The organism is Psychrobacter sp. SCQQ22, from assembly GCF_015864605.1.
Lineage (GTDB): Bacteria > Pseudomonadota > Gammaproteobacteria > Pseudomonadales > Moraxellaceae > Psychrobacter > Psychrobacter fozii.
This window is the reverse complement of the sequence record NZ_JADYWZ010000003.1, coordinates 51,075-77,158: the sequence shown is the minus strand read 5'-3', so window position 1 is coordinate 77,158 and position 26,084 is coordinate 51,075. Positions and strand designations below refer to the sequence as shown.

At 42.2% G+C, this 26,084-nt stretch carries 21 protein-coding genes; 11 read left to right on the top strand and 10 right to left on the bottom strand.

Features of this window, described 5'->3' with window-relative positions; translation table 11 throughout:
* Nucleotides 1-104: 104 nt before the first annotated feature.
* The 4 genes from htpG to ispH all read right to left on the bottom strand — a co-directional run bounded on the left by htpG (nucleotide 105) and on the right by ispH (nucleotide 4,658).
* Entirely contained in the window at nucleotides 105-2,066 is a 1,962-nt protein-coding gene (gene htpG / locus I6E84_RS05060) for a molecular chaperone HtpG (RefSeq protein ID WP_197216570.1), read from the bottom strand.
* A 470-nt stretch (nucleotides 2,067-2,536) separates the two neighbouring features.
* Nucleotides 2,537-3,352: a thioesterase family protein gene (locus tag I6E84_RS05055; protein ID WP_197216568.1), complete on the bottom strand. Its 816-nt coding sequence runs from the start codon at nucleotides 3,350-3,352 to the stop codon at nucleotides 2,537-2,539.
* A gap of 26 nt (nucleotides 3,353-3,378) precedes the next feature.
* Entirely contained in the window at nucleotides 3,379-3,624 is a 246-nt protein-coding gene (locus I6E84_RS05050; RefSeq protein WP_110923271.1) for a hypothetical protein, read from the bottom strand.
* 77 nt (nucleotides 3,625-3,701) lie between these two features.
* On the bottom strand, nucleotides 3,702-4,658 hold the full coding sequence (gene ispH, locus I6E84_RS05045) for a 4-hydroxy-3-methylbut-2-enyl diphosphate reductase (protein ID WP_197216566.1): 957 nt from the start codon (nucleotides 4,656-4,658) through the stop codon (nucleotides 3,702-3,704).
* A gap of 323 nt (nucleotides 4,659-4,981) precedes the next feature.
* Between ispH and gmk the strand changes: the two genes are divergently transcribed.
* From gmk to I6E84_RS05005, 8 genes are all read left to right on the top strand, one after another.
* Nucleotides 4,982-5,608, top strand: a complete 627-nt coding sequence (gmk, locus tag I6E84_RS05040; protein ID WP_197216564.1) for a guanylate kinase — start codon at nucleotides 4,982-4,984, stop codon at nucleotides 5,606-5,608.
* 187 nt (nucleotides 5,609-5,795) lie between these two features.
* Complete coding sequence (rpoZ, locus tag I6E84_RS05035) at nucleotides 5,796-6,056, top strand: DNA-directed RNA polymerase subunit omega (RefSeq protein ID WP_110923274.1); 261 nt, start codon at nucleotides 5,796-5,798, stop codon at nucleotides 6,054-6,056.
* Between the two features lie 332 nt (nucleotides 6,057-6,388).
* Nucleotides 6,389-8,587: a RelA/SpoT family protein gene (locus I6E84_RS05030; RefSeq protein ID WP_110923275.1), complete on the top strand. Its 2,199-nt coding sequence runs from the start codon at nucleotides 6,389-6,391 to the stop codon at nucleotides 8,585-8,587.
* Nucleotides 8,588-8,951: 364 nt separating this feature from the next.
* The gene (locus I6E84_RS05025; protein WP_110923276.1) at nucleotides 8,952-9,332 is read left to right on the top strand and encodes a RidA family protein; all 381 of its coding nucleotides are present in this window, start codon (nucleotides 8,952-8,954) and stop codon (nucleotides 9,330-9,332) included.
* 125 nt (nucleotides 9,333-9,457) lie between these two features.
* Nucleotides 9,458-11,755, top strand: coding sequence for a primosomal protein N' (locus I6E84_RS05020; protein WP_197216562.1), 2,298 nt, complete (start codon nucleotides 9,458-9,460; stop codon nucleotides 11,753-11,755).
* Between the two features lie 85 nt (nucleotides 11,756-11,840).
* On the top strand, nucleotides 11,841-12,992 hold the full coding sequence (locus I6E84_RS05015) for a cation diffusion facilitator family transporter (RefSeq protein ID WP_413786938.1): 1,152 nt from the start codon (nucleotides 11,841-11,843) through the stop codon (nucleotides 12,990-12,992).
* 209 nt (nucleotides 12,993-13,201) lie between these two features.
* Nucleotides 13,202-13,906, top strand: coding sequence for a hypothetical protein (locus I6E84_RS05010; RefSeq protein WP_197101593.1), 705 nt, complete (start codon nucleotides 13,202-13,204; stop codon nucleotides 13,904-13,906).
* Between the two features lie 77 nt (nucleotides 13,907-13,983).
* Nucleotides 13,984-15,870: a monovalent cation:proton antiporter-2 (CPA2) family protein gene (locus I6E84_RS05005; RefSeq protein ID WP_110923280.1), complete on the top strand. Its 1,887-nt coding sequence runs from the start codon at nucleotides 13,984-13,986 to the stop codon at nucleotides 15,868-15,870.
* A gap of 12 nt (nucleotides 15,871-15,882) precedes the next feature.
* Here I6E84_RS05005 and I6E84_RS05000 read toward each other — a convergent pair whose 3' ends face one another.
* On the bottom strand, nucleotides 15,883-16,812 hold the full coding sequence (locus tag I6E84_RS05000) for a DUF2628 domain-containing protein (RefSeq protein WP_197216560.1): 930 nt from the start codon (nucleotides 16,810-16,812) through the stop codon (nucleotides 15,883-15,885).
* A 299-nt stretch (nucleotides 16,813-17,111) separates the two neighbouring features.
* Here I6E84_RS05000 and trmB point away from each other — a divergent pair, with 299 nt between their 5' ends.
* The 3 genes from trmB to I6E84_RS04985 all read left to right on the top strand — a co-directional run bounded on the left by trmB (nucleotide 17,112) and on the right by I6E84_RS04985 (nucleotide 21,220).
* Nucleotides 17,112-17,963, top strand: coding sequence for a tRNA (guanosine(46)-N7)-methyltransferase TrmB (trmB, locus tag I6E84_RS04995; RefSeq protein ID WP_197216558.1), 852 nt, complete (start codon nucleotides 17,112-17,114; stop codon nucleotides 17,961-17,963).
* A gap of 1,036 nt (nucleotides 17,964-18,999) precedes the next feature.
* Nucleotides 19,000-20,058: a recombinase RecA gene (gene recA / locus I6E84_RS04990; RefSeq protein WP_110923283.1), complete on the top strand. Its 1,059-nt coding sequence runs from the start codon at nucleotides 19,000-19,002 to the stop codon at nucleotides 20,056-20,058.
* A gap of 40 nt (nucleotides 20,059-20,098) precedes the next feature.
* Entirely contained in the window at nucleotides 20,099-21,220 is a 1,122-nt protein-coding gene (locus I6E84_RS04985) for a regulatory protein RecX (protein WP_197216556.1), read from the top strand.
* A 199-nt stretch (nucleotides 21,221-21,419) separates the two neighbouring features.
* Here the strand turns inward: I6E84_RS04985 and I6E84_RS04980 are convergent, their stop codons facing one another.
* From I6E84_RS04980 to folP, 5 genes are all read right to left on the bottom strand, one after another.
* A complete protein-coding gene (locus I6E84_RS04980; protein ID WP_110923285.1) occupies nucleotides 21,420-22,877 on the bottom strand; it encodes an anion permease in 1,458 nt (485 codons plus the stop codon).
* 320 nt (nucleotides 22,878-23,197) lie between these two features.
* A complete protein-coding gene (locus I6E84_RS04975) occupies nucleotides 23,198-23,911 on the bottom strand; it encodes a YidB family protein (protein ID WP_197216554.1) in 714 nt (237 codons plus the stop codon).
* Nucleotides 23,912-24,155: 244 nt separating this feature from the next.
* Complete coding sequence (locus tag I6E84_RS04970) at nucleotides 24,156-24,614, bottom strand: hypothetical protein (protein ID WP_197216552.1); 459 nt, start codon at nucleotides 24,612-24,614, stop codon at nucleotides 24,156-24,158.
* 28 nt (nucleotides 24,615-24,642) lie between these two features.
* Nucleotides 24,643-24,921: a succinate dehydrogenase assembly factor 2 gene (locus tag I6E84_RS04965; protein ID WP_197216551.1), complete on the bottom strand. Its 279-nt coding sequence runs from the start codon at nucleotides 24,919-24,921 to the stop codon at nucleotides 24,643-24,645.
* Between the two features lie 129 nt (nucleotides 24,922-25,050).
* Complete coding sequence (folP, locus tag I6E84_RS04960) at nucleotides 25,051-25,950, bottom strand: dihydropteroate synthase (RefSeq protein ID WP_197216549.1); 900 nt, start codon at nucleotides 25,948-25,950, stop codon at nucleotides 25,051-25,053.
* Nucleotides 25,951-26,084 lie beyond the last annotated feature (134 nt).

The following is a 26,084-nucleotide window of genomic DNA, read 5'->3' as shown; positions in this document are numbered from 1 at the left end:
TCAAGAGGATAAGGCTGATTTGTAAAATTTGCTAATATTTGAGCTGAAAAACAAATAAAAAAGAGGCCTTGCGTACAAGACCTCTTTTTTTTAAATATCAGTCATTATCTCATCAATAACTCATTAACACGTTTTAGATAAGCGGCTGGATCTTCTAATTGACCGCCATCTGCTAATAACGCTTGATCAAAAATCACTTGTGCCAAATCATCAAACTGTTCGCTGCTCTCAAGCTTCTTAATCAATGGATGATCAGGGTTTACTTCAAGCGTTGGCTTGCTCTCTGGTACGTCCTGTCCCATCTGTTTAAGCATCTGAATCATCTGCGGTGACAGCTCGCCTTCACCCACAACCAAACAAGCTGGGCTATCAACCAAACGAGTAGACACTTTAACGTCTTTAGCACGCTCGCTTAGAGCTGCTTTGAGCTTATCGACTACTGGCTTTAAGGTTTCTTCTGCTTTTGACGCTTCCGCTTTCTCTGCTTCATCTTGCAAGTCGCCTAAATCTACTGCGCCTTTCGCGATGTTTTGCAGCGGTGTCTCATCAAATGAGGTTAAGAAGTTCATCGCCCACTCATCGACACGACTGGTCATCAAAATAACTTCGATGCCTTTCTTTTTGAACAGCTCAAGTTGCGGACTATTTTTTGCCGCAGCCAAATTATCAGCCGTTAGATAATAGATGGCTTTTTGACCTTCTTTCATACGGCCTTTATAATCTTCAAAGCTGGTCTTTAGACCATCTTGCGTGCTGGTGGCATAACGAAGCAATTTGGCAATACGTTCTTGATTGCCCATGTCTTCGCCAAGACCTTCTTTGATAACATCACCAAACTCTGCGTAGAACTGCGCAAACTTTTCTTGCTTATCGCTGTCTTCGCTATTGCCCAAACTTGCCAATGTCGTCAAGATACGACGCGCGTTACCATCGCGGATAGACTTCACATCACGTGACTCTTGTAACAGCTCACGGCTGACGTTCAGTGGCAAGTCTGCTGAATCGATAACCCCTTTGACAAAGCGCAGATACATCGGTAGCAGCTGCTCTGCTTCATCCATAATGAAAACACGTTTGACGTATAACTTGAGGCCATGTTGCTGCTCTCGAGTGTACAAATCTGCTGGTGCTTTTGTAGGAATATACAAAAGCTGCGTGTACTGAACACGGCCTTCTACACGGTTATGTGTCCACGTAAGCGGCGCATCCATGTCATATGAGATGTTTTTATAAAAATCAACATACTCATCATCTTCAATCTCAGATGCTGAACGTGTCCATAGTGCACTGGCCTTGTTAATGGTTTCCCATTCGTCAGTCAATACCATCTCGCCACCAGCAGGTGCGTCGTCGTTCTCATCTTCTTTTACGTCTTCTTGCCAGATCTCTTTACGCATCTGAATCGGCAAGCTGATATGGTCAGAGTATTTATTCACCAGGCGCTTGATTTTGCCACGATCTAAATAGCTGTCTTCACCTTCAGAGTACTCTTCTTTTAAATGCAAAGTGATGGCAGTACCGCGTGCGGCTTTGGTGATAGGCTCAACTGTGAAGCTACCTGTACCATCTGATACCCAGCGTACGCCTGTATCCGCAGGCTCGCCCGCTTTACGTGATTCAACACTGATGGTATCCGCCACGATAAAGCCTGAGTAAAAACCAACCCCAAACTGTCCGATTAGTTGACCTTCTTGCTTTTGCGATTCAGAAAGCTTGTCCAAAAATGCTTTGGTACCTGACTTGGCAATCGTACCTAAGTTTTCGATAGCATCCGCTTCATTCATACCAATACCATTATCGGTAAAAGTAATGGTTTTAGCGTCTTCATCGACAGCGATGCGAATTTTTAACTCGCCATCATCTTCGTAAAGGCTGTCATCATTGGTACCTTCAAAACGCAATTTGTCACAAGCATCAGAGGCATTAGATACTAGCTCACGAACAAAGATGTCAGCGTTAGAATACAGTGAATGCGTCACTAAATGCAGCAACTGCGCCACTTCCGCTTCAAACGTATGTTTTTTTAATTCTGGATTCAGACCTTCAGCTTGAGTTGCTTCACTCATAAAAACTCCTTTAAATTCTATGAAAGACCTATTATAAGATAACGATAAACTTGCCAGAGCTGACCTACTAATACTAGAAAACCTGCTGTGTGCAATATCGTTAAACTGTCTATACTAATAGGGGCATAGCAGAAAATTTCAAGCGTAAAAAGGTTATTCAATAAAAAACACCGCCTTAGTTTCCTAAAGCGGTGTTTTCAGATAGTACTTATTGTTGCTCAGTACTCATAAAAGCTTTCTTTAAATAGTAAACAACTCAAGTTGCACAGCTTATTCTGAATAAGCTTCTAGCAATATACCCAAAATAGTAGTGAGTTTTTTTGAAAAACGATTGTTCTTTTTCATAGTAACCTTCAGTGCAGTAATATTGTCTTGATAGACACCATTACAACCGATTACTATTATTTTGTAAAACCTATTAAATATATATTTTTATTTTGTTTTTTAAAACAATAAAAATCATTGAACGTTTAGCGCGGCATCGGACGAATCGTTAAAATTTGCTCACTGCGACCAAATGGCCCTTGTATGTCATGCAACACAGCACTGGTCAGCCCTATCCCATCATCGCCGTATTGCTGCACAGCTTCAATACCGAGCCAGCGGCCTTGTGGTATACGATGCATATGAATTTGCAAATCAGTGTTTGGAAACATCCATTCTAATTTTGACAACCCAAGACCGAGTCGCGGTACGACACCATTGGCAGTATCGACCATACCTAGCAAATGCACCATATCATCGGTCGGTTCTCCTTCGATCATTTCCATATCATTGGTAATCCACACCATCCCTTTACCAGGGCGACGGTCAGGTTCCGCAACTAGGCGTACGCTTTCGATAAAACCACCCGGCCAGCCTTTCATATCGTCCCAAACTGGCAAATTTTCAGGTTTATGTTTGGCTTTTTGGTCTTCAAGCCCTGCTATAGGACTGGTATCTTGCGTCAAGAGTCGCCACGCTCGTGCAATGATGGCATCGCGACCGCGACTGCTCATCACTGCCTCAACCAGCTCAATGGTCTTGCCCGGACGAATACAACGCGTGGTAATGGTAAAATCATCGAGCGGTATTAACCCTAAGATATCGAGACTAATACGGGCAATACGGGTACCTGCTTGCGGTGCATACCCTTTTAGTTCAGCAGTAAGCAAGCCTGTCGCTGGTGCCATATGTTGCTCATGCTCATTCCAAGCACCTTGTGCATGCTTGGTTGGCTGATAATATGCCACGCTAACGCCATCATCCTGCTGTTCTCGTTTGATAAACTTATAATAAGCGGTCATAACTGTCCTATGTTTTGCTTTTTATTCTATTGAGTAAGCTCTTGCTTTCTCAGCATGAGAATATTACGAGCTTTTCTTATAAAAAATAATAAAAAAATCATCAGCACAACAAGTGCTGCATAAAAAAATGTTTTTTCTGACATAAATTTCATCATGTTCATAAACAACACAAATGCTACTACCACAGTCACCAGCATATTAATTTTTAATTGCTTATTAACTTCAGCGAGAGTGGCAGTCGCTAGTACAAACTTATTGTTTTGCTTGTTCATTCTACTGTGCTCATAGTAGGTAGTTTTTAGTAGTAGATAGTTTTTAGTCGATAATTTTCATAGTAACTGATTTTACGCTACTTACCGACTTGGGTAATCGGAATACGTAGCGCTTTAGGCAAGCTAAATATCACGTTTTCCTCAATACCTGATAACTCGCTAGGCAGGTCGCCACCCCAGTCTTGTAGCTGCTGAAGTACTTCTTGAATCAATACTTCAGGCGCTGACGCACCAGCAGTCACCCCAATACTCTGCACACCTTCTAACCAGCTTTTATCCATTTCACTGGCATTATCAATTAAGTAAGCGCGGCAATTCATACGCTCTGCTAATTCACGCAGACGGTTAGAGTTTGATGAATTTGGTGAGCCGACGACTAAGACCACCTCACAGCGACTGGCTAAGTCTTTTACCGCATCTTGGCGGTTTTGGGTGGCATAGCAGATATCATCTTTACGTGGGCCTTGGATACTAGGGAACTTCTCACGTAACGCATCGATAACGCGTGCCGTGTCATCCATGGATAAAGTGGTTTGAGTGACGAATGCTAAACGCTCAGGATCTTGTACCGTCAAGGCTGCGACATCGCTTTCATCCTCAACCAAATGAATATGACCACCATGGCGACGGTTAAAGCGTCCCATCGTGCCTTCCACTTCAGGGTGTCCGGCATGACCGATCAATACTGCGTCCATTCCATCTTGTGCAAACTTAGCGACTTCAATGTGTACCTTGGTCACTAGCGGACAAGTGGCATCAAACACCGTTAAATCACGGCGCTCCGCTTCATCTTCCACCGCTTTTGACACGCCATGAGCGGAGAAGATAACGATAGAGCCATCTGGAACTTCGTGAAGCTCTTCAACGAATACTGCACCGCGATTGGCTAAATCAGAAACGACAAATTTGTTGTGTACCACCTCGTGGCGAACATAAATGGGTGGCTCAAAACGCGTCAATGCTTCGTTCACAATCGCAATCGCGCGATCCACACCAGCACAAAATCCACGTGGATTGGCAAGATAAATTTGCATAAGAAGGCCTATCATTAGATAATTTATAGTTAAGGCTTATTTTAAAAGCTTCAATTCAAATATTGGGATGAATTCATTCTGCTACTTTAGCATAATTTGCTTTTATTGCTCTTGAAAATAGCATGTACTAATAGCAATAAGTGATACAACTCACTGATATAACAGTAGTGTCTGGACAAGAGTGGCTTTAATTAAAATAAAAGCCACAAAAGCAGTTTATAATGACTTACTTCACATAGCTTCTATCGCCTTGTATGATGACGATTTTTATTTTTACCAGTCTTTAATTGTTTATCAGAACACACTCCATTAGGACAAATTGTATGACAGGTTCATTATTTATTATTACCGCCGCCTCTGGTACTGGCAAAACTTCACTGGTTAAGCAGTTACTTGCCACCACTAACGACTTAACGGTCAGTGTGTCACACACAACTCGCACACCGCGTCCTGGCGAGATTGATGGTCATCATTATCATTTTACCGACGTGGATAGTTTCTTGGCAGATATCAATGAAAATAAGTTTTTAGAACACGCAGAAGTATTTGGTAACTATTATGGGACGTCAGAGCAAAGCGTGCGTACGCAGCTAGAGGCAGGCGTTGATGTCATCTTAGAGATTGATTGGCAAGGCGCATTGCAAGTCAAAAAAATATTTACTGAAGCGACGATGGTTTTTATCTTGCCGCCTAGCCTCGCCACCTTACGTCAGCGCTTATCAACTCGTGCACAAGACAGTATAGAAGTTATCGAGCAGCGTTTGGCAGGTTCAGTGAACGAGATGTCACAGTATGTGCATGCTAACTTTGTAATTATCAATGACAACTTTGAAGTCGCATTAACTGAGCTAAAGGCGATTATCGTGGCAGACAGACAGACACTCGCTCGCCAGCAGCAGCGTTATCATCGCACGATTAGTAACTTGCTCAACAGCAACGTAGACGTATAAACCAAGCACTGATAACTGCCTAGTAGCGCATAAATTAAGTAGCGACAAACAGATACGCAAAAAGCAACTACGCGACTGGGCAAAAAATGCTATAATGTCTAGCTATTCCCCTTTTATATTTTTGATATTATTTTTATTGAGTAGCGGTAAAGTCCGAGACTAATAAAAACAACCGAGGTAGCTATTTATGGCACGAGTGACGATTGAAGATTGTTTGGATAATGTTGATAATCGCTTTGAACTAATTTTAGTAGCAAGTAAGCGCGCACGTCAATTGGCCAAAGGTCTCGCTGAGCCAATGGTTGATGTCGATAATGACAAGCCTACTGTATTGGCATTACGTGAAATTGCCGCTGGTAAAATCACTCGCGATATTCTGAATCAACCAGAGCATAATTTTGCGACCAGTTCGCTAGATTTAGCACTGTCAGGCGATCATAGTTTTTAGTAACTGATTGCTAAAATAAGTATATATTAACTATATACTTATAATAGAAACCACAGCTTATGCTGTGGTTTTTTGATTATAAATTATAACGATAGCCACTAAACTGTTTTAACCCCTATTTATACGTCAAAACCTACCCTTGGGTTATAATTTTTAATTTTTTATAGCGCCGACTCGCTTAGCAGTTGACATTGAATGTGATTTGCGATTAATTAGAGGATGGGCTACCCATTTTTATCTTTTTCTCAAGATTTTTATAGTATTCACTCAGTCACCATTTACCTCGACAGACAATCAGGCAAATAGGTAATGGAAAATAGGATCGTTACTTTATGAGTCAAACCTTACCCAAACTCAGTCATCACCTAGTCGATGACGCTCAATATAATTTGCTGCGCTCAGTAGGTTATCTCACTGCCGCTGAACGCCGTGATATTGTTGATGCCTGTGAGTTCGGTGATATTGCGCACATTAAAGACAAGCGCAAATCAGGGGAACCTTATATCACCCACCCGATTGCGGTTGCTGAGATACTGGCAGGTTTTCGATTGGACCGAGATACCGTTATCGCCGCCATTTTGCATGATACGGTCGAAGATACTGATGTGAGCTATGAGCAAGTTGAGCAGCGCTATGGCATCGTGGTGGCAAGACTGGTTGATGGTGTGACCAAGCTAAAATCCTCCTCGCATAATAAGCAACAAAATAAAGCCGCGACTTTTCATAAGATTTTGACCGCCACGCTTGCTGATCCACGCGTGTTGATTATTAAGCTTGCCGACCGCTTGCACAATATGTCTACGCTTGATGCGGTACGTCCTGAAAAGCAACGCACGACGGCACAAGAAACCCTAGATTTTTATGTGCCATTTGCACGGCTCATGGGTCTCAATGATATTGCTGATTATATCGAGGTACTGTGTTATCGCAATCTTGACTCTGATATGTATAACAAGATCTCTGATAAGCTACTACAACACGGTCTTGGGCGTAACTTCCAGAGAGAAGCCATTCATCGCTATTTAAGTATAGTACTCAATAACTTAGATCTGAATGGACTGGTTACCGTTCTAGACAATCGAGTAGTGATATACCGACAATTTTTCCGAAACCGCGGCGAGATTAATGCGCTACTACGTCATTATGCGTTTGAGATTATTCTCGATAATATCGAAGCCTGTGACAAACTCGCTTATTATCTGATTAAAAAATACCAAATTGACGATACCCATATTGCGGATAATATTCGTCGGCCTCTACCGGGCGGCAATCAATCGCTCACGCTTATCTATGAGCGCGATAACGATGTGGTCAAAGTCACTATTTTGACCAAGCAAATGCAAAGTGCCGCTAGACTCGGGGTCATCGGTGCAGAACATGCCTCCGATGTCAGTCAATCAGTCATTCAAGCATCACTGCGCAATATGAAGGACTTGGTCGATGAAGACAATTTAAATGCACACAGTCCTGATTTTGCAGCAGCAGTCGCTACGATTAATGAGCTGATGGATTATCTGCACTCCAGTAAAATCATCTGCTATAGCCCGAAAGGTCGTGCTTATGAACTCCCACAAGGGGCAACGGCATTAGACTTTGCTTATGCTGTCGGACCCATGGTTGGTAACGTGGCCGTTGGAGCCAATATCGAGGGCAAAGCTGCCAAACTTGGCACCGTGGTAAAAAATGGACAGCTGGTTGAAATCGAAGTCAACAGTCACTCAGAGCCGAAAGCAGAATGGCTTGGGTTTGTGGTCACCAACAAAGCCCGTGAAGAGATTTTGCGTTGGTTTAAAGACTTATCTGCCGCAGACAAGCAGCATCATGGTCAGCAAGCATTAGATAGAGCCCTTAGAACCTACCAAAAAAGTCTGGATGACTTGACTGAAAGTGACTGGAAAAACCTCACTGAATGGCGTGGATTAACAGAAAAAGATGCGCTATTTGAACAAATAAGCTCTGGCACACTACTACCGCAACTTGTAGTGACCCGCTTATTCAGCGATGAAGTTCATGATTTGCAAGCTCGAGAGCATAGCGATGACATGACTCAGCCACAACAGCTGATAGTAAATGCCTCTGGAGTTGAGCTCGATTTTGCCAACTGTTGTCATCCTATCTATGGCGATCCTATCGTTGGCCATTTATCGCGTCACGGTTTAGTAGTGCATCGACACAAATGCTTCTCTTTGGACGACATCCGTAAAGACAACCCTTATCAAGTGATTCAGCTACGTTGGCGCAATGATAAAGCGGTCAAACAAGGCGATCCAGATGAATACAATATTAAAAACACTGGCAAAATTCGCTTCCCTGCTTATTTGAAGCTCTCCGTTGCTCTCAGCGACGAACAAATAACTGAAGTCATTTATCATTTGCGCCAACTAAACATGGGTATCGAAACCGTTGATGTCCGTAATAGTGATACCATCATCCATATCATTGTACGTAGTCGCAATCATTTAGCACAAGGCATTCGAGAGCTGCGCTCATTACTTGGCTTTCCTAATATCATACGCCTATATCAATTATAATATAGTCAATTGATATAAATCAGATACGGCATCAAGCTCGCTCAACATAATATTTGTAGTACCTGCACTAGCCTTTGTTATTTATAAGACCTTTATTATTTATAAGAATAGTGTCTGAGTTGTTTTTAAGTCGTATATAAGTCATCTTGAATGGGTCATCAGAGCGATGACTTATCGTTAAAACTTGCTTAAAAAAGCGTTGAATATTTTATTCATCAATTTTAGAAAACTCTCAAATAATGATAAACTGTTTTACTTGATTTTTAGCACTTAAAATTAAAGCCTATCATCATTTATACTGAAATCTACGAAATGATGATACGCCACTATTACCCAAACCAAAAAAGCATAAAAAGGACATAATATGACTCGTCAAACTATCCAAACTGATAAAGCACCTGCCGCTGTTGGTACTTACTCACAAGCCGTAAAAGTCGGCAACACTGTCTATATTTCAGGTCAGTTAGGTTTCGATCCTGATACGATGGAGTTAAGAGAAGGTTTTAAAGCGCAAGCAGAGCAAGTATTTGAAAATATCAAAGCCATCTGTGAAGCTGCTGGCGGCAGTTTGAATGACGTGGTTAAATTCAACGTGTCGTTAACTGATTTGAGTGATTTTGCTGTTCTAAACGAAGTATTCGTTGCCAATTTAAGCGAACCATACCCTGCCCGTGCAGCGGTTCAAGTAGCAGCATTACCTAAAGGTGGCGTGGTTGAGATTGAGTCTATTCTATATATTGACTAATTTTAATGGTGACTCTGCTTAAATAAAATATTGTATATTGAACCATCATAAGCTTAGCATCATGCTAAGCTTATTAGTCTCTGTCTCTTTTTTTACATCAATCTCATCAAATTGCGAAGCCTTTTATGTTGGTACAAGTTGCTCTACCCGTGCCCCTTTATCGGGTATTTGACTATAGCCTACCAGCGCATGCGCATACTTTGCCAAATACAATTCCTACATCCATACCGCCTATTGGTAGCCGCGTCGAAGTGTCTTTCGGTCGCCAGACTCTAATCGGTATCGTCGTGGCTCATATCTCCGAAGCCGATAGTAGCGTGCCACTCAACAAGCTCAAGCCTATCAATAAATGCTTGGATGCTGAGCCTATTTTAGATGAGCGTATGCTAAAGCTCGCTTCTTGGCTATCGCGTTATTATCACTACCCCCTCGGCGACGTGTTAGCAGTTATTTTGCCAACCCTCGTTCGTCAAGGTAAGCCGTTAGATCTGCTGATTACGCACTGGCGAATTCTGCCCCATATCACTGACGATGATTTTCATACCAATGCCAAAAAGCAGAAACAACAATTCGATATGCTCAAGCTGCATGGCGAGCGCGGTGCAAGTGAAGACGTGCTGTTATTAGAGGGTATGCAAAGAGCGTTCTTAAAAACGCTGGAAGAAAAAGGACTTATCGAGCGCTATATTGAGCCCAAACAAGCACCTGTGCCTGTTAAGCTCGCAAAGATGCCACTTGATCTCAACGATGAGCAGAAGCTTGCTGTTGAAGCCATCGTCGCTGCACATGAATCTGGCTGCTATACAGGATTTTTGCTAAACGGCATCACTGGTAGCGGTAAGACCGAAGTCTATCTACAAGCGATGCAGGCAGTATTAGAAGCTGGCAAGCAAGTCTTGATTTTGGTGCCCGAGATTGGATTGACCCCGCAGACGCGTGCACGATTCGCCAGTCGATTTGCCGCGCATATTGTCTTGCTACATTCAGGGATGAATAATACTCATCGCTTACAAGGATGGCAAGACTGTCGCACCGGTCATGCACAAATCATCATTGGTACACGCTCATCAGTACTGTATCCCTTTGCAAATTTGGGATTAATTGTCGTTGATGAAGCACATGATGGTTCCTACAAGCAACAAGACACACTGCGTTATCATGCCGCTGACGTTGCATTATATCGGGGACTCCAAGCCAACATCCCAGTTGTGCTAGGTACAGCCACTCCTTCTCTTGAACATCTAAAATTGGTCGATGATGGCAAACTCGTAGAATGCCAACTGCTCACTCGTCCTGGTAATGCAAAGCCTGCCACCATGCAACTCATCGATGCACGCCTGCAAAGCACCCATCAACAAGCACAAGACGATGGCGCGCGCTACGATACAGGTTTAACGGATGCCTTAATTGGTGCAATACGGCAAACACTAGAAGCGGGCAATCAAGTGTTGATATTCTTAAACCGTCGTGGCTATGCGCCTGTATTATTATGCGAGGCTTGTGGTTGGCAGGCAGACTGTCCGCGCTGTGATGCTCATTTAACCGTTCATTATAATAGTCAGTCTCAACATAACACTTACGTCAGCAACTCTTATTTAAAATGTCATCATTGCGACTGGCAATCCTATATTCCTACTGTGTGTCCTGACTGTGGTAGTCAAAATTTAGATGCCAAAGGTATGGGAACTACGAGGCTCAGCGAAAACCTGCATGCTATTTTTGCCAATCCGCAAACCAGTAAAGAGCTGTACCCTATTATTCAGATAGATCGTGATACCACAAGACGTAAAGACAGCTGGGAAAATATCTACCAGCGTATCAACGAAGGCACTCCTGCTATATTGGTCGGCACGCAAATGGTCGCAAAAGGTCATCACTTCCCTAACGTCACACTGGTCTGTTTGCCTAACGCTGATCGTGGCTTTTTGTCAGCAGATTTTCGCTCACCTGAGCACACTGCACAGCTTATGATTCAAGTGGCTGGGCGCGCTGGTCGCGGTGATAAATCTGGACAGGTATTGATTCAAACACTGCAACCAGATAATGAACTATTATTGAAGCTGGTGAAGGATGGATATTTATCATTTGCGCGCGAACTACTACAAGAGCGTAAAATGATGGGACTGCCGCCTCATACTCATGCTGCATTGATACGCTGTGAAGGTAAGACACTTGCCGCCACCACTCAAGCGCTCAAAGATGCCATTAGTATTCTACCGAACGCACATAACCTTGCCGTGCTTGGTCCTATCGATGCACCGATGAGTAAAAAGAACAGTCGTTACCATGCGCAACTCCTGCTCTTAGCCAAAGATAGACGCCAATTACACCATGTACTTAATCAATGGTGGGAGCCAGTACTTGCTTTGCCAAACGCAAAGTATCTCAAGCTGACCTTAGACATTGACCCAGTTGGTTGGTAACCTAAATACCTTAAGTACCTATCGCTACACTATGTAGAGCAAACATTGACAATCGAATTCAATGTCAGAGAATTTGAGGGTTGTTATGACTATAGAAGATTCAAAGGCTAATGCAACCCACGCGATGCATCAGAGTGCTGCTGATACGCACGAACATAAGCATGATGAACAAAACTCTCATGATCATGATTCACACTTAGAGCAGACAATCGCACCGCAAGATACCAAAGGCTATCAACGTACGTTACTATTTAGCTTCGTTATCATCACTGGCTACATGTTCGTTGAGGCCATTGGTGGCTGGCTCACTGGTAGTTTAGCGCTATTGTCTGATGCAGGCCATATGCTCAGCGACGCAGTCGCACTTGGCGCCACCTTGATGGCATTCAAAATTGGCGAAAGAGCAGCCACTCATCAAAAGACTTTTGGCTATAAACGCTTTGAGATATTGGTCGCGACCGTCAATGGCGCTACGCTCGTGATTATTGCATTAATGATTTTTTATGAAGCGATTAAACGCTTTAACGCTCCTCCTGACATTGCTACTCAGGGTATGCTTATCATCGCGACTATCGGTATGCTTGTGAATATTTTGGTCGCATGGCTGATGCACCGAGGTAGCCATAATGGAGAGGCACATGGTCATAGTCATGAGGGACATGATACTAAAGCAATAAACAATATAGCTGATACGAAAGAACCCGTTAACCTCAATATGCAAAGTGCTTACCTACATGTATTAAGTGATTTAATGGGATCAGTTGCTGCGATTATTGCAGCACTATTGATGATGAGTTTTGGTTGGGTATGGGCAGATGCGGCAGCGTCAATCATCGTTGCTATTCTGATTCTCTTTAGTGGTTACCGCGTTGTTCGTGACTCTGTACATATCTTGATGGAAGGTACGCCAACGGGGATATCATTGATAACCGTTGAGCAAACATTGATTGCCCATCCACAGGTACAAAAAGTCCATGACCTGCATGTTTGGAGTATTACCAGTGGTCTCAATGCCTTATCTTGTCATGTTGTCGTCGATGGTGAGATGAATATTCACGAATCAAGCCTATTGATTGCCAATTTAGAACAACGCTTGCTCACGCTTGGCATACATCACGCTACCATCCAAGTCGAAAGCTCATCGCACCCGCAGACTAAGTCACATAGCGATGCGTTGGTCTGCAATATTTCCGCACAAGCAACTGATAATAGTAGTCACGTCGGACATAACCATTAACTATGATCCATTTATAACAAAAAAATGAATATAAAATAAGTAAATATTAACAAATAAAAAGCCTCAAATTCATGTCACACTAGTTTCTATTAATGTAATGGCATGTCACAAATAATGAAAAATTGAATCTCGTTGCCATATTTTTAATAGAAATTCTGTATACTTAAGACTTAAAAAACTTATTCACGATCTATTGAAGATATACCATTATGTCTAGACGCTCAGCGCCCTTTGTCGCCCCTGACTATATCGACGATCCCACTTCAAAAGATGGCAAAAAACACGCCAAAGTTTTGCTATCAACGCTGCAAGAAGATATTGCGAGCTTTCGTGATGAGCAATTTCCACCTGATATTTTGCGTCAAATTCGTGACATGCCTATTTATGAAGGTAACTTGGCAGAAGTCCAAGCCTACCAACAACACTGGCAAACGATACTTGAGCGCGCGATGGCGTTTTACCCTGCAGCCAATCTACCACCCGACTATCTACCGCTACCAGCCAGCCTTGAGATTCCGCAGTTTATCTATCACGTTCAGCGTCTACATTTAACCAAGACTCGTGCCAAAGAATCTAAAAGCTTTGGTTCAGTGGGTGCGCTGACGGATAAATGTGGTGATTATAGTGCTGATGAAATTGCGCGTATGTCAGCAGTATTCGATAACGATGATGAGGCTCGTTTGGTTGCGCACCGTGAGTTTATTGATCTGCGCGCTTATGTGTTTTGCCGTGATAATAAAGGTGAGATGCTAGAGCCTGAACGAGTACGCTTTTATCGTACAGGACTCATCGTCCATGCTTTACCCGACTTTAAAATAGTCGATAGCAGACAGACCCCACGTAAGCGCCGTAATGACGCTTATAACAATCCGCTTGCCGATAATGGCATTTGGAAGATTTACCGTAAAAAATAACCTACGTTGATGCTATATTATTTTCACTATAGCCACTTTATATTGTTTGTCTTATTACCCCATCTTAAGGATATCAGATGCTTGCTGCCGCCGCCGGCTCACCAAATTTAATGTTACAAGCTACAATCTTCTTAGGAGCAGCACTGCTCTTTGTACCCCTTGGTAAACGATTTGGTATTGCGACGGTCTTAGGTTATCTCATCACAGGTCTGATATTAGGCCCCAGTGGCCTAGATGTGGCGGGCGACGCTGAGAGCTTATTACACTTTTCTGAGTTTGGTGTGGTGATGCTGCTATTCATAATTGGTCTTGAGCTTCAACCCTCACGACTATGGGCATTACGGCGCTCTATATTTGTACTTGGTGGCTTGCAAGTCGGCCTGACCGGCACGCTATTGATGTTACTTTTACATCATTTTTTCTCCTTACAACTGGATACTGCTTTTATCGTAGGCTTTGGCCTTGCTCTCTCTTCTACTGCGTTTGTATTACAGATATTGACTGAAAAGCAGCAGCTTGCGAGTACCCATGGTCGAGAAGCGTTCACTATCTTGTTATTCCAAGATATTGCCGTTATTCCTTTACTCGCCGTCATTCCATTTTTATCAGGGGTGCGCGAGCAAAGCTATGATTTGATTTATTTTGGTAAGGTATTTGCCGTATTTGCAGGTCTCATTTTTGCCAGTCGCTATGTGGTTCGACCATTTTTTAAATTTGTGGCGTCAAGTGGCGCGTCAGAACTGTTAACTGCTGTCGCCCTATTTATCGTGATGGGCGTGTCTATTTTGATGGGGCAAATTGGTCTATCGATGGCACTAGGTGCATTCCTAACTGGCGTATTGCTAGCGGATTCAGAATATCGCCATGAGCTAGAAGCCAGTATCGAGCCCTTCAAAGGGCTGCTGTTAGGCTTGTTCTTTATGTCCGTTGGGATGCTGACCGATGTCAAACTTATATTAGCCGAGCCTATCTTTATCATCGGTTGTGCGATGGGCTTAATGTTTATCAAATTTGGTGTCATTACAGCAATTGCAAAAGTACTAGGAAATCGCTGGCCAACCAGTCTTAGACTCGGTGTGACTCTCGCTCAAGGTGGTGAATTTGCCTTCGTACTATTTAGTGTCGCTACCGCACAGAACGTCCTGCGACCTGAGCTTGCCAATACACTAAACCTTGTTGTAACAATCTCTATGGCACTCACGCCATTGGCATTTTTACTATTAGAAAAGATAGGTGAGCCCTTATTTGCTAAGAGCAAACCAAGCCGTGAATACGATTCCATTCCAGACCATGAGCATCAGGTAATCATTGCCGGATTTGGCCGTGTTGGTCAGATTATCGGTCGTGTGTTGCGCATGCACAATATTGAATTCACCGCCATCGAGCGCTCTGCAAATCGCGTAGATTTTGTCCGAAAATTCGGTAACCAAGTTTACTATGGTGATCCCAAAAACCCCGAAATCTTACGCGCCGCCGGTATCAAAAAAGCACGTGTATTCATTCTCGCTATTGATGACTTAGAGCGCTCCATCACGACCGCTCAATATTTGCGTAAAAACTATCCAGACGTGATTGTCCTAGCGCGAGCACGCGATCGTCAGCATTACTACCGCCTACGTGAAGTGGGTGTTCGTCATATCTGGCGTGAGACTTATTTGTCGTCGTTGGATATGTCACGTGAGTCGCTACAGCTGCTCGGTATCTCACCAGAAAAAGCGCGTGAGACGGTGCAAACTTTCCGTGATTATGATGATGATTTGATTGAACGTCAGCAAGCCATTTATGATGATGAAGCCAGTATGATTGAATCTGCACAATCAGCAATGGCAGAGCTTGAAAGCTTATTTGATGAAGACATTGGTAAAGCACGCAAAATGGATTTGACTGACTTTTATGAAGCGCTAAAGAGCCAAGCGACGCCAGTCGATGAAAAAGACGATATCGTCACAGACACTAAAAAATAATAGCGTAACGCTCTATTCAGGCAAGCAACTTTGTGGCGCTTGCCGTTTATTTAGCGACGTCATACAGTTCCAACTATCGCTGTCTGGCACATGATAAAAAACCAGTGTCTGATCATTCAAATAACGTATCGGAAACTTGATGTTCTGAATCGTTGCAATCACCGCACAGTCAGTTTCTGCTACCCCAGCAGCAGTGGTATCAATGTCGATACTTACTTGCTCTGTTGCCGTATTCAAGGACGAATTAGTTGGGCACTGTCCTGTTTGCTGATAAAGTAATGCCACACGATTTTGTGTCGTTTTGACCGTATCATAGGCATCAAACACCACTTCATTTGCTTGTGGCTTGGCAATAATCGGTAAAAACTGCACCTTAATCACCATTAGAGCAAATGCAAACAATCCAAACCCCAAGCCTAGTCCAAACAGGCTCACGCCACCTTCCCTCTGCAAGTGAGCCTTCTGCGCGTTCTCATCTCGCTGATAGTCCTCCACAACATCGGCAATTTCACGGCGCGCCATACGGTAATAGTAAGCGTCCGTCCAACGTGCAACCATAGATGACCAAAACAGCCAGATTACTGCAGCAATACCTATACGCGTAGCCATCTGATAAGCATCAGGAATATAGGACATTGCTACAAATTCAAAGGCAACCAACACCAATGCTACATTTAGCTGGATGAACGACCATCCTGCCACACTGTATACAATGGCATCCATATAGCGCTTGCGATAGAGTAGCCAAGGAAAAGTCACAAAAAATGCGGCCCAGTGCCATTTTGGTGACAGATAACCTTGCTCATCAAACTGCTCAAAGCGCTTGAGATAATAGTGCTGACTACGATGACTAATAAACCACTTATCCAACTGTTTACGCTTCGCAGTAGTCAGCTGATCCTGATAAAACGGAGGCGGCGAATCTGTCTCGATAAATAGCATAGTGAGGTGCCCTATTTACTATAAAGAAAAGTTTGAATTCATTACGCATGTTATATGATAACGCCAAAACCGCTGTACAGAATAGTAAGTGACCGATAAATATAGTTGATTCAATGTAAAAGAAGTATAAGGCAGCCAAGTACGAATATATCTGCAAAACGTCAAACGAGATTAACGCTTTGATTCTTTCATGATAGATTGAGCATAAGCGTATTAAAAAAGCATTGTCCGTTCACAGCTGTATAGATTTCACTTATAATAAGCGTACATCACCCATTTTATTAAGTCTTGTCAATCCTATGAGTCAACATCCTGATATTAACGATAACATCGATAGTACGAGTACTACTGATGAGCCAAACACCCTTAGCACCAGCACTGAAAGCAATATCGATACTGACATTGATGACAGTGTCGGTAATGAGATAGCGCCTGAAGAAAGCAAACACATTCGTATCGTCAATACGTTTATGAAACGACGTACACACATGAATAAAAATGCCGAACTGGCCCTGACCGCTCCAGAATTTGCTGATTATTTGGTCAATAACAGTTTCGGTGATGGTGATTTAGAAGGTATCAACAATCTACGTACACTATTCGCTGATAGCCCTAATGGTAGTGAAGCGCCACTTACGGTAGAGATTGGTTTTGGATTGGGTGTTTCATTTATTGAAATGGCAGCAGCAGAGCCTAGCCGCAACTTTGTTGGCGTCGAAGTGCATGAGCCTGGTATTGGTAAATGTGCTTATATGGCAGGCACAGAAGGCTTAAAAAACGTCAAAATCATCAACGGCGATGCTATTCAGTTGCTCAAGCAATTACCAGAAAATCATGTCGACCGTATCCAACTTTACTTCCCTGATCCATGGCAAAAGAAGCGTCACTACAAGCGTCGCTTTGTCAGTGCTGAACGTATGGCCATCGTCACTCGCAGCTTAAAACAAGGTGGCTGGTTCCATACGGCGACTGACTGGGAGCATTATGCATTTTGGATGGTTGAGGTATTAGATGGTTTTGCAGGGTTAACCAATCAAGCGGGTGCGGGTAACTTTACGGATCGTCCTGACTTTCGTCCAATGACCAAGTTTGAACGTCGCGGCCTAGAACGTGGGCATGGCGTATGGGATTTAATCTATATCAAAGAGTAATACCGATAACGTATTTGTGATAGATCTAAAAAAGCGGCTAATATATTTAGCCGCTTTTTTTGCTTTACAACTGACCAGTTACTGGTTTTCAGATTAATTCTTGATAAATCATCAGCTGTAAGCCTTATTTTAGGAGCTTTCACTACTTTTATAAAAAAAACTTATAAAATATTAATACGTGAAACATAGCCATTAGCATGGGGTTTATGGCTAAATATATATTTTGACAATTGTGACAATAGTATTAATTCTTGATTATTCTATATCAATAATCTACGCAAACATCGATGCTATAAGGGTTTGGTGAGTTCTCCCCATAAGCTGTGGATAACCCTGTGTATAAGTCGCCACTTGACAAGAATTTCCCTAGACAACTTAAAGGGTAAGGTAAAATCGTTCATTTTTTGTACAATTAAAAAAAACTTATAAATCAAACACTTAGACTGATATGACAACTACTTGAAATTATTTTTAATATTTTCAAAATAAAATTTTATCGTTAGCGATGTTTCACAATTCGTGAATTTCTAGGCTTTATCTACTGTGGACAACCTTTAAGCCTATTGACAAACAGTACCATTATATTGTCCAAAATAATAGTTCCTATTTTCATTATTTTAGGCAACCCATCAGCTGTATATCATGCGACAGTTAATGTCGTCTATCGTCACTCGACCCACTAAATGGCCTTTGCAATTTGTTATAATCACTCTACCAAATCAATAGTACTCAAGAGAAAATGTTCGTGACATACAGGCACAGTAAGGCTTAATGGCGATACCAACAGATGCTAATTATGAACTTATTTTTGCTTATCTCACGATTTGATTTTACTGTATAGTAAGGTGACCTAATAAACATTACTGTCTATTTCATCGAGATGACAACCTATTTATCCTAGGTAGATGCTGAACGCTTCTTCCTATCTAAGTGGCAACCCGCCCTATTGAGCCACTACTTTCTATCGTACAAATATATTACGCATAACACCGAAATTGATAGTTTTACATTAATGATTGAAAATAAGGAATCTAGTATGGACGACAATAAAGCCAAAGCACTTAAAGCAGCACTCGGTCAGATTGAGAAGCAGTTTGGTAAGAACACCATCATGCATTTAGGCGATGACGCAGCCATCATGGATGTCGATGTGGTCTCAACAGGCTCATTAGGCCTAGATATTGCCCTTGGCATTGGTGGTCTACCAAAAGGCCGTATCGTTGAAATTTATGGCCCAGAGAGCTCAGGTAAAACGACCATGACCCTGCAAGCCATTGCAGAGTGCCAAAAGCAAGGTGGTACTTGTGCCTTTATCGATGCTGAGCACGCGCTTGACCCTGTCTATGCTCGCAAACTGGGTGTAAACACGGACGAGCTATTGCTATCTCAGCCTGATAATGGCGAGCAAGCACTTGAAATCACTGATATGTTGGTTCGTTCAGGGGCCATCGACATGATCGTTATTGACTCAGTTGCAGCCTTGACGCCGCGTGCTGAGATTGAAGGCGAGATGGGCGACTCACATATGGGCCTGCAAGCACGTCTCATGAGCCAAGCACTACGTAAGATTACAGGTAATGCCAAACGCTCTAACTGTATGGTGGTCTTTATTAACCAAATCCGTATGAAAATCGGCGTTATGTTTGGTAGCCCTGAGACCACAACTGGTGGTAACGCGTTGAAGTTCTACGCCTCTGTACGTATGGACATTCGCCGTATTGGCGCAGTTAAAAATGGTGATGAAATCATCGGTAACCAAACCCGTGTGAAAGTCATCAAAAATAAAATGGCACCACCATTCCGCCAAGCCGAATTTGAAATCACTTACGGCGAAGGTACTAATCACTTAGCCGAAGTCATTGATTTGGGCGTTGAGATTGGTGCGGTTGGTAAAGCAGGCTCTTGGTATAGCTATGGCGACGAAAAAATCGGTCAAGGTAAAGCCAATTCTGTATTATTCTTAAAAGAGAATCCTGTGATTGCTCAAGAAATCGAAGATAAGATTCGCGACGAAAAACTTGGATCAAAAAAGAGTGCCAAAGATAAAAAGACTGACGAAGCCAAAGAAAAACCAGGCGCTGAACCTGTACAATAACGGAACGATCAATAACTGTTATCAATTATCATGATTTATTATGAAAATTAAAACCTTAGCTGAGATACTCGCTGAATCGGACACCGATTCAGCGAGTTCTCCTAATGCCCAACCAAAAAAACATACTAAGCACACATATAAAGATGAGCCGCACAAACCTCGTAAAAATGGCAAGCGACCTACCTATTCAAATAAAAATAACGCTATAGCCAATGACTCGTTAATTAGTGATTCTACTGCTGACATAGACTCGAGCGACCCACTCTTCTCTTCCTCTATCAATCAAAAAACATCCAAACCTAAAAAGCGTCAGAAACGTGAAAAACGCTTCCATCCAGCGGCTAACTTTAGCCCTGAACCTAGTGATGTGCCTACTTATCTGCCACCTGAAGCGCAAAGTATCAAAGAGATGCTAGCAGAGGTTAAGCACAGCGTTCATGGAGATGAGATAGATAATAGCTTAGCAACAGATACTGGTCGTAGCACTGATCCGTCTTTGAGAAAATCAAAAAATAAAACTGAGCTTTCGACTCCTGATGATAACGACATAGACAATCAAAACGATAATATACCAGCTGCTCTCAAAGCTTATTTGCGTACACCTGAACAGAAACAAGCAGAGATCGATGCGATTAAAGCCGAAAGCCGCTTACGTTGGTTGGCATTTTATTATTTGTCGCGCCGTGAATATGGCAAATCTGAGCTCAAGCAAAAACTCATCGATAAGGAACAAGATCCAGAGAAAGTTGATGCGCTCCTTGATGAATTCGAGGAGAAAGGCTATCAAAGCGATTACCGCACTACTCTGATGCTAATACGTGAAAATATTCGTAAAGGCCGTGGACGCGGTCGTATTAAGCAAGAATTTTATCGTAAGAAAATTGCTATGCCTGGTAATATCGATGAGCTGATTGATATGGCCAATACTGAGTCAGAGGAATTTAGCGAATTTGTAGATGACAATGATGACAACTTGGTCGATGGCGTAGACTGGCTGAAATTGGCTGTGACAACACGTACTAAAAAATACGGTGATGACATACCTGTTGAGCAAAAAGACAAAGCCAAGCAGTTGCGATTTTTACAATATAGAGGATTCAATACTGATATATGTTTTGCCGCGCTCAACTATACGCTGGACACGTTAGATGAGCGTTTTTAGCCAACACTCACCTATATATTGACTAGGGCGTGTCTTCATTTCAATCGATATTCATCTAAATGGGCTAAAAATGGCTAAATCTTGCCAAACTACGTCAAGTAGTACAAGGCAACCGAGTGTAGATGTATATTAAATACTTCAAGCGAAGTTAACGCTGTAATAATTTTATAGCGGAATGACTATAGATTTAGATGGCTTATTAATAATAGCCAAGTACTTTCCACCAAATCAAACCAGCACCTATCCAAATAACTAAGTTCACCACACTCATAATCGCACCAATGCTCCACCACTCTTTCAACGTCACATAGCCAGAGTTGAAAATTACAGGGGCTGTACCAGTCGCATAATGGGTCAACGTCATCATGATATTACCCGCTGCAGCCAAGATTAAGGCATATAACATCGGCGGCGCGCCTAGTGTCAGGCCAACCGCATAAAATGCTGCAAATAGTGCGGTAATATGGGCGGTAGTACTAGCGAAAAAATAGTGTATATATAAATAGACTAAGGTCAGAATTGTCACTGCGCCTATCCAACCTACCCCAGTCGTTCCAATAAGAGACTCAATATTGCCCGCGAACCAGCTAATCAAACCAAGCTTGTTCAGATAAGCGGCCATCATAATCAGTGCACCGAACCAAACAATGGTGTCCCATGCAGACTTCTCTTTTAGAATGTCATCCCACGTCAATACACCAGTCAATATCAATGTCGTCAAGCCAATAAAGGCGGTTGTGGTGGCATCAACGCTATACTGCTCACCCAAAATTAACGCAGGAATATTAGCCCACAATACCAACATAAGACCAAATACACCGAGCATTATCTTTTCGTGGGTGCTGATTTGGCCCATTTCTGTTAGATTATCTTTTGCGAATTTTTTGGCATCAGGTGTTGCTTTGACATCAGGAGGATAAATCAGGTAAATAACTAATGGCATGACGATCAGACACAGCATACCAGGGATAAACATCGCCACTGCCCATGTCGTCCACGACAGCTGAATATCACCACCAGTCGCTTTATTCACCAGCTCTACGACTAAAGGGTTGGGCGCAGTAGCAGTGATAAACATACCAGAAGTAATAGGGTTGGCGTGATAATTCACCATCGCTAAATAGCGACCAATTTTATTTTGAGTACCTTCTTCTGGCGTCGAATGAAAGCTTTGTGCAATGGATTTCATAATAGGATGAATAATACCGCCACCACGTGCCGTATTAGACGGTGTGATGGGTGCGACCATCAGCTCAGCAGCAGCTAAGGAATAAGCAACGCCAATGGTTTTTTTACCAAAGATAGAGATGAAGTAATAAGCGATACGGCGACCTAAGCCTGTCTTTATCAACCCACGCGATATCATAACCGCAATACCAATTAGCCAAATCAATGGGCTTGAATAGCTTGACAAGGCATCGCTAATGGCTTGCTTTGGACTATCACTTGTGACGCCTGTCAACGCAACTAAAGTCACGGCAATAATAGCAATGGCGCCAATAGGTAATGCCTTTCCTATAATGGCAACAATGGTCGCGATGAATAGTGCCAGCATATGCCACGCTTCTGGTGTGACACCCGTCGGCACTGGGATGACAAACCAAATTATCAAACCAACTAAAATAGCGATAGCCGCTTGAACAGGCTTAAATGGCATAAATAATAATCCTTATAAAATTATTGAACGAACAAATGGATATACCTTTCATTCAATACTCTTAGTGTGACAGGTATTACCGTCATCACTTAAGTTGTCATCTTAACTATTTTATAAGATTTATAGAATGCTTACGTTATTGTTTACTGTTTTTAACATATCTATTTAGATTAAAAAACAAGTTAGTGACAACTGTTCTGCTAAATATGGTATTCATGTATAAGCTATAAAAAAACAGCCCGTCTAGTGACGGGCTGTTTTTCTATTATGCTTTCATTGATATGTCTAATTTTGCAAATAAAAATTTATTTTATAAAAGACTATTTGAAATTACCAAGACGGTTAGATAATTGGCTAATGATTTGGTCAATCTCTTCATTGGCTTCATTTTCAGTATCTAAGTTACCATTTGGTGTTAATTGATTCATCACTTCAGGCAGTAGTTCAGCGAGACCCTGACGTACTTCTGCATCATTGGCACCGGTATGCGCAGCTACTTGTTGAATTTCATTTTCATCAAACAAGCGATTGATATCATTAGGGTCAAGGTTATCGTTAGTTTCTTGACTACTCATCCAAGATCGCGCTTTGCTTTCATGACCCATAGCAGTAATTTTCGATAGTGCACCACTTAAGCCACCATTACGCTTGATCCAGCTGAGTACCATTGGCATCAATGCAGCTATTAGCATGCTTTTCCCACCAAAGCTGCCACTTTGTTTTTGACCGCCACCCAATACACTGCCTAATATATCTCCTAAGCCACCAGCACCTGAGCTCATACCACCGCTTTGAGTGCTCCCCGTCAGACCACCCAGAATATCATCTAAACCAAAACCATTATCGGCCTGACGATTATTTTGTGAATTATTGGCACTTGTCTGACTGCTTCCACCTAACACACTGCCCAATATATCACCCAAACCACCAGTACCACTCGAGTTCACGCTTTGGTCGGTAGAATTACGCTGTGTACTTTCTGGATTCATCGCACTACGGGCAACTTGGCTCACTAAATTCCCTAACAAGCTCATACTCTACTCCTTTTTTGTCATATTATTTATTTTGAAAGTATCACTATACTTTTTTAATATATTAAAATTTAATCAGTATCTGACGACTGTATAGATCTCTTAAACGGCGCACTTTACGCTTACAAAATAACAAATTGCTTTCATTATCGAGAGAGCTGTTTTGTTATAACCTGTAGTCATTCATTAACCTTATAAAAAAGCTAAAATACCAAAACTGCCATTCAAGGACTGAAATAACAACCACCTACTTACTTTTAGCAGAGCTCACATTGGCTAAAATATTCAATTCTCGCCACTGCTCAGCGTTCACTTGATCACGGAATACTGTCATTGATAAAGAACGTTGATAGGGTTCTACAATATCGAACTCAAAGCTCATAGCCCACCGATAATTATGGACCTTGACCATTTGTGCCTGCCACAGCTCATCACCGCGACTCGTCCTAATCATTAGCTGCCAACCTCTATCAACACGCTGACTCAGGGGCGGTTGGCTCATATGCAATAGTACAGGCCGTGATAATATCAAATACCCAGTAACTGCTGCTGCCACTACTAAGGTAACGACATACTGCCATACGTTTAAAGAAGCAAGCCATGCGAGTATAACCATAGCACTCGTCAAACTCATGTAAAACAACACGCGCAAATAGCTAGCAGGCTGAATAGCAGTATCAATACGTAATGAAGTTGCCATAGTCATATTTGAGTGCCACAATAAATATGAAGCATTAAGCCAAATCTTTAGTATGACGCCATGTTTTAATTTTATTCACTAGCGCCCATATGTCTTCGTTTTCTGGACGATTTTGATTGGTGAAATAATCTAATAAATCAGGATCTTCGTGAGTTAACATTTCTGCAAATGTATTTTGCTCTTCAGGCAATGCTGTCAAATATAGCTCTTTGACATAAGGATCAATATAAAAATCTAACTCTTTGAGTCCACGGCGGGCTTGATAAATAATACGGCGTTGCTCATTCGTTGCTTCTGGTTGTGTAGTGGTCATAAAGCTACCTTCATCAATTTGAATAGTTTTTTTAGTGTATTTAGATGTTTCTAAAATCGTTTCTTATTTCTTTAAGTAAAGTATAGAACACCTATAGCATTGGACAACAGCGTAAACGAGTATAAATATCTATTGATGACGATCATACTCAGACAACTGATTCCATAGCGCTACTGCTTGCTGCATCATCGTCACATTATGCGTGCGAATGATACTTGCCCCTTGTTGTAGCGCAAAAACACCTGCGGCCATTCCTGCTGCATCACGCTCTGTTGCTTGAGTATTAGCCACTGCTTCAACCCCACTTTTACTCAATACTTCTGCTAAAAATCGCTTACGTGAAATGCCAAACATCATTGGCAATCCTAGTATCTGCAACCGCTGAAGCTGGCTTAATAGTGCACAGTGGTGCTCATAGTTTTTCGCAAAACCAAAACCTGGATCAATAATTATTTTTTCACGTTTGACACCGATACTGATTACCTCATCAACACGGTCGACTAGCTCGGTACTCACATCCTCTATTACATTATCATACTGTGCCAAGTCATTCATCGTCGTCGGCTCACCGCGCATGTGCATGAGCATGACTGGTATATGAAGCTTGGCTGCCATTGTAGCCGCACCAACACGCTTTAGAGCCCGTACGTCATTCCATATATCAGCACCGGCTTCAAATGCGGCTTCCATAACTGTTGGATTACTAGTATCGATAGACAGCCAAATATCATTTCCAAAAGATTGTCTAATGGCTTGAACAACAGGTACAACGCGATACATCTCATCACTCGTAGCGACAGCATCCGCATTTGGGCGAGTAGACTCCCCACCAATATCAATAATAGTCGCACCTTCATTGATCATTTTCTGGCAATGCTGAATGGCTTTATCCACCGCATTGAACTGCCCACCATCTGAGAATGAATCTGGTGTGACATTAAGTATACCCATAATATGAGGTATTGATAAATCTAAAGTTTTATCACGACTAGATATCTTATAGTCGGGTAAGGCTTGGAATAATGACATAACCCATTTATCTCTCATAAGAACAATTTTAATTATTACTGCCTATGCTCATGATACCAGTAAATTTTACTCGGCCCTAAATCCTTCATAAAACAATGACAATAAAAAAGCCCTTTATATAAAGGGCTTTCTTA

Coding starts and splice junctions, on each gene's coding strand:
- folP (WP_197216549.1), bottom strand. CDS start 25,950: ATGTCATTATTCCAAGCCTTACCCGACTATAAGATATCTAGTCGTGAT.
- I6E84_RS05025 (WP_110923276.1), top strand. CDS start 8,952: ATGACTCGTCAAACTATCCAAACTGATAAAGCACCTGCCGCTGTTGGT.
- I6E84_RS04965 (WP_197216551.1), bottom strand. CDS start 24,921: ATGACCACTACACAACCAGAAGCAACGAATGAGCAACGCCGTATTATT.
- I6E84_RS05015 (WP_413786938.1), top strand. CDS start 11,841: ATGACTATAGAAGATTCAAAGGCTAATGCAACCCACGCGATGCATCAG.
- I6E84_RS05020 (WP_197216562.1), top strand. CDS start 9,458: ATGTTGGTACAAGTTGCTCTACCCGTGCCCCTTTATCGGGTATTTGAC.
- rpoZ (WP_110923274.1), top strand. CDS start 5,796: ATGGCACGAGTGACGATTGAAGATTGTTTGGATAATGTTGATAATCGC.
- I6E84_RS05055 (WP_197216568.1), bottom strand. CDS start 3,352: ATGACCGCTTATTATAAGTTTATCAAACGAGAACAGCAGGATGATGGC.
- gmk (WP_197216564.1), top strand. CDS start 4,982: ATGACAGGTTCATTATTTATTATTACCGCCGCCTCTGGTACTGGCAAA.
- htpG (WP_197216570.1), bottom strand. CDS start 2,066: ATGAGTGAAGCAACTCAAGCTGAAGGTCTGAATCCAGAATTAAAAAAA.
- trmB (WP_197216558.1), top strand. CDS start 17,112: ATGAGTCAACATCCTGATATTAACGATAACATCGATAGTACGAGTACT.
- ispH (WP_197216566.1), bottom strand. CDS start 4,658: ATGCAAATTTATCTTGCCAATCCACGTGGATTTTGTGCTGGTGTGGAT.
- recA (WP_110923283.1), top strand. CDS start 19,000: ATGGACGACAATAAAGCCAAAGCACTTAAAGCAGCACTCGGTCAGATT.
- I6E84_RS04970 (WP_197216552.1), bottom strand. CDS start 24,614: ATGACTATGGCAACTTCATTACGTATTGATACTGCTATTCAGCCTGCT.
- I6E84_RS04980 (WP_110923285.1), bottom strand. CDS start 22,877: ATGCCATTTAAGCCTGTTCAAGCGGCTATCGCTATTTTAGTTGGTTTG.
- I6E84_RS05050 (WP_110923271.1), bottom strand. CDS start 3,624: ATGAACAAGCAAAACAATAAGTTTGTACTAGCGACTGCCACTCTCGCT.
- I6E84_RS05010 (WP_197101593.1), top strand. CDS start 13,202: ATGTCTAGACGCTCAGCGCCCTTTGTCGCCCCTGACTATATCGACGAT.
- I6E84_RS04975 (WP_197216554.1), bottom strand. CDS start 23,911: ATGAGCTTGTTAGGGAATTTAGTGAGCCAAGTTGCCCGTAGTGCGATG.
- I6E84_RS05030 (WP_110923275.1), top strand. CDS start 6,389: ATGAGTCAAACCTTACCCAAACTCAGTCATCACCTAGTCGATGACGCT.
- I6E84_RS05000 (WP_197216560.1), bottom strand. CDS start 16,812: ATGCTATTTATCGAGACAGATTCGCCGCCTCCGTTTTATCAGGATCAG.
- I6E84_RS04985 (WP_197216556.1), top strand. CDS start 20,099: ATGAAAATTAAAACCTTAGCTGAGATACTCGCTGAATCGGACACCGAT.
- I6E84_RS05005 (WP_110923280.1), top strand. CDS start 13,984: ATGCTTGCTGCCGCCGCCGGCTCACCAAATTTAATGTTACAAGCTACA.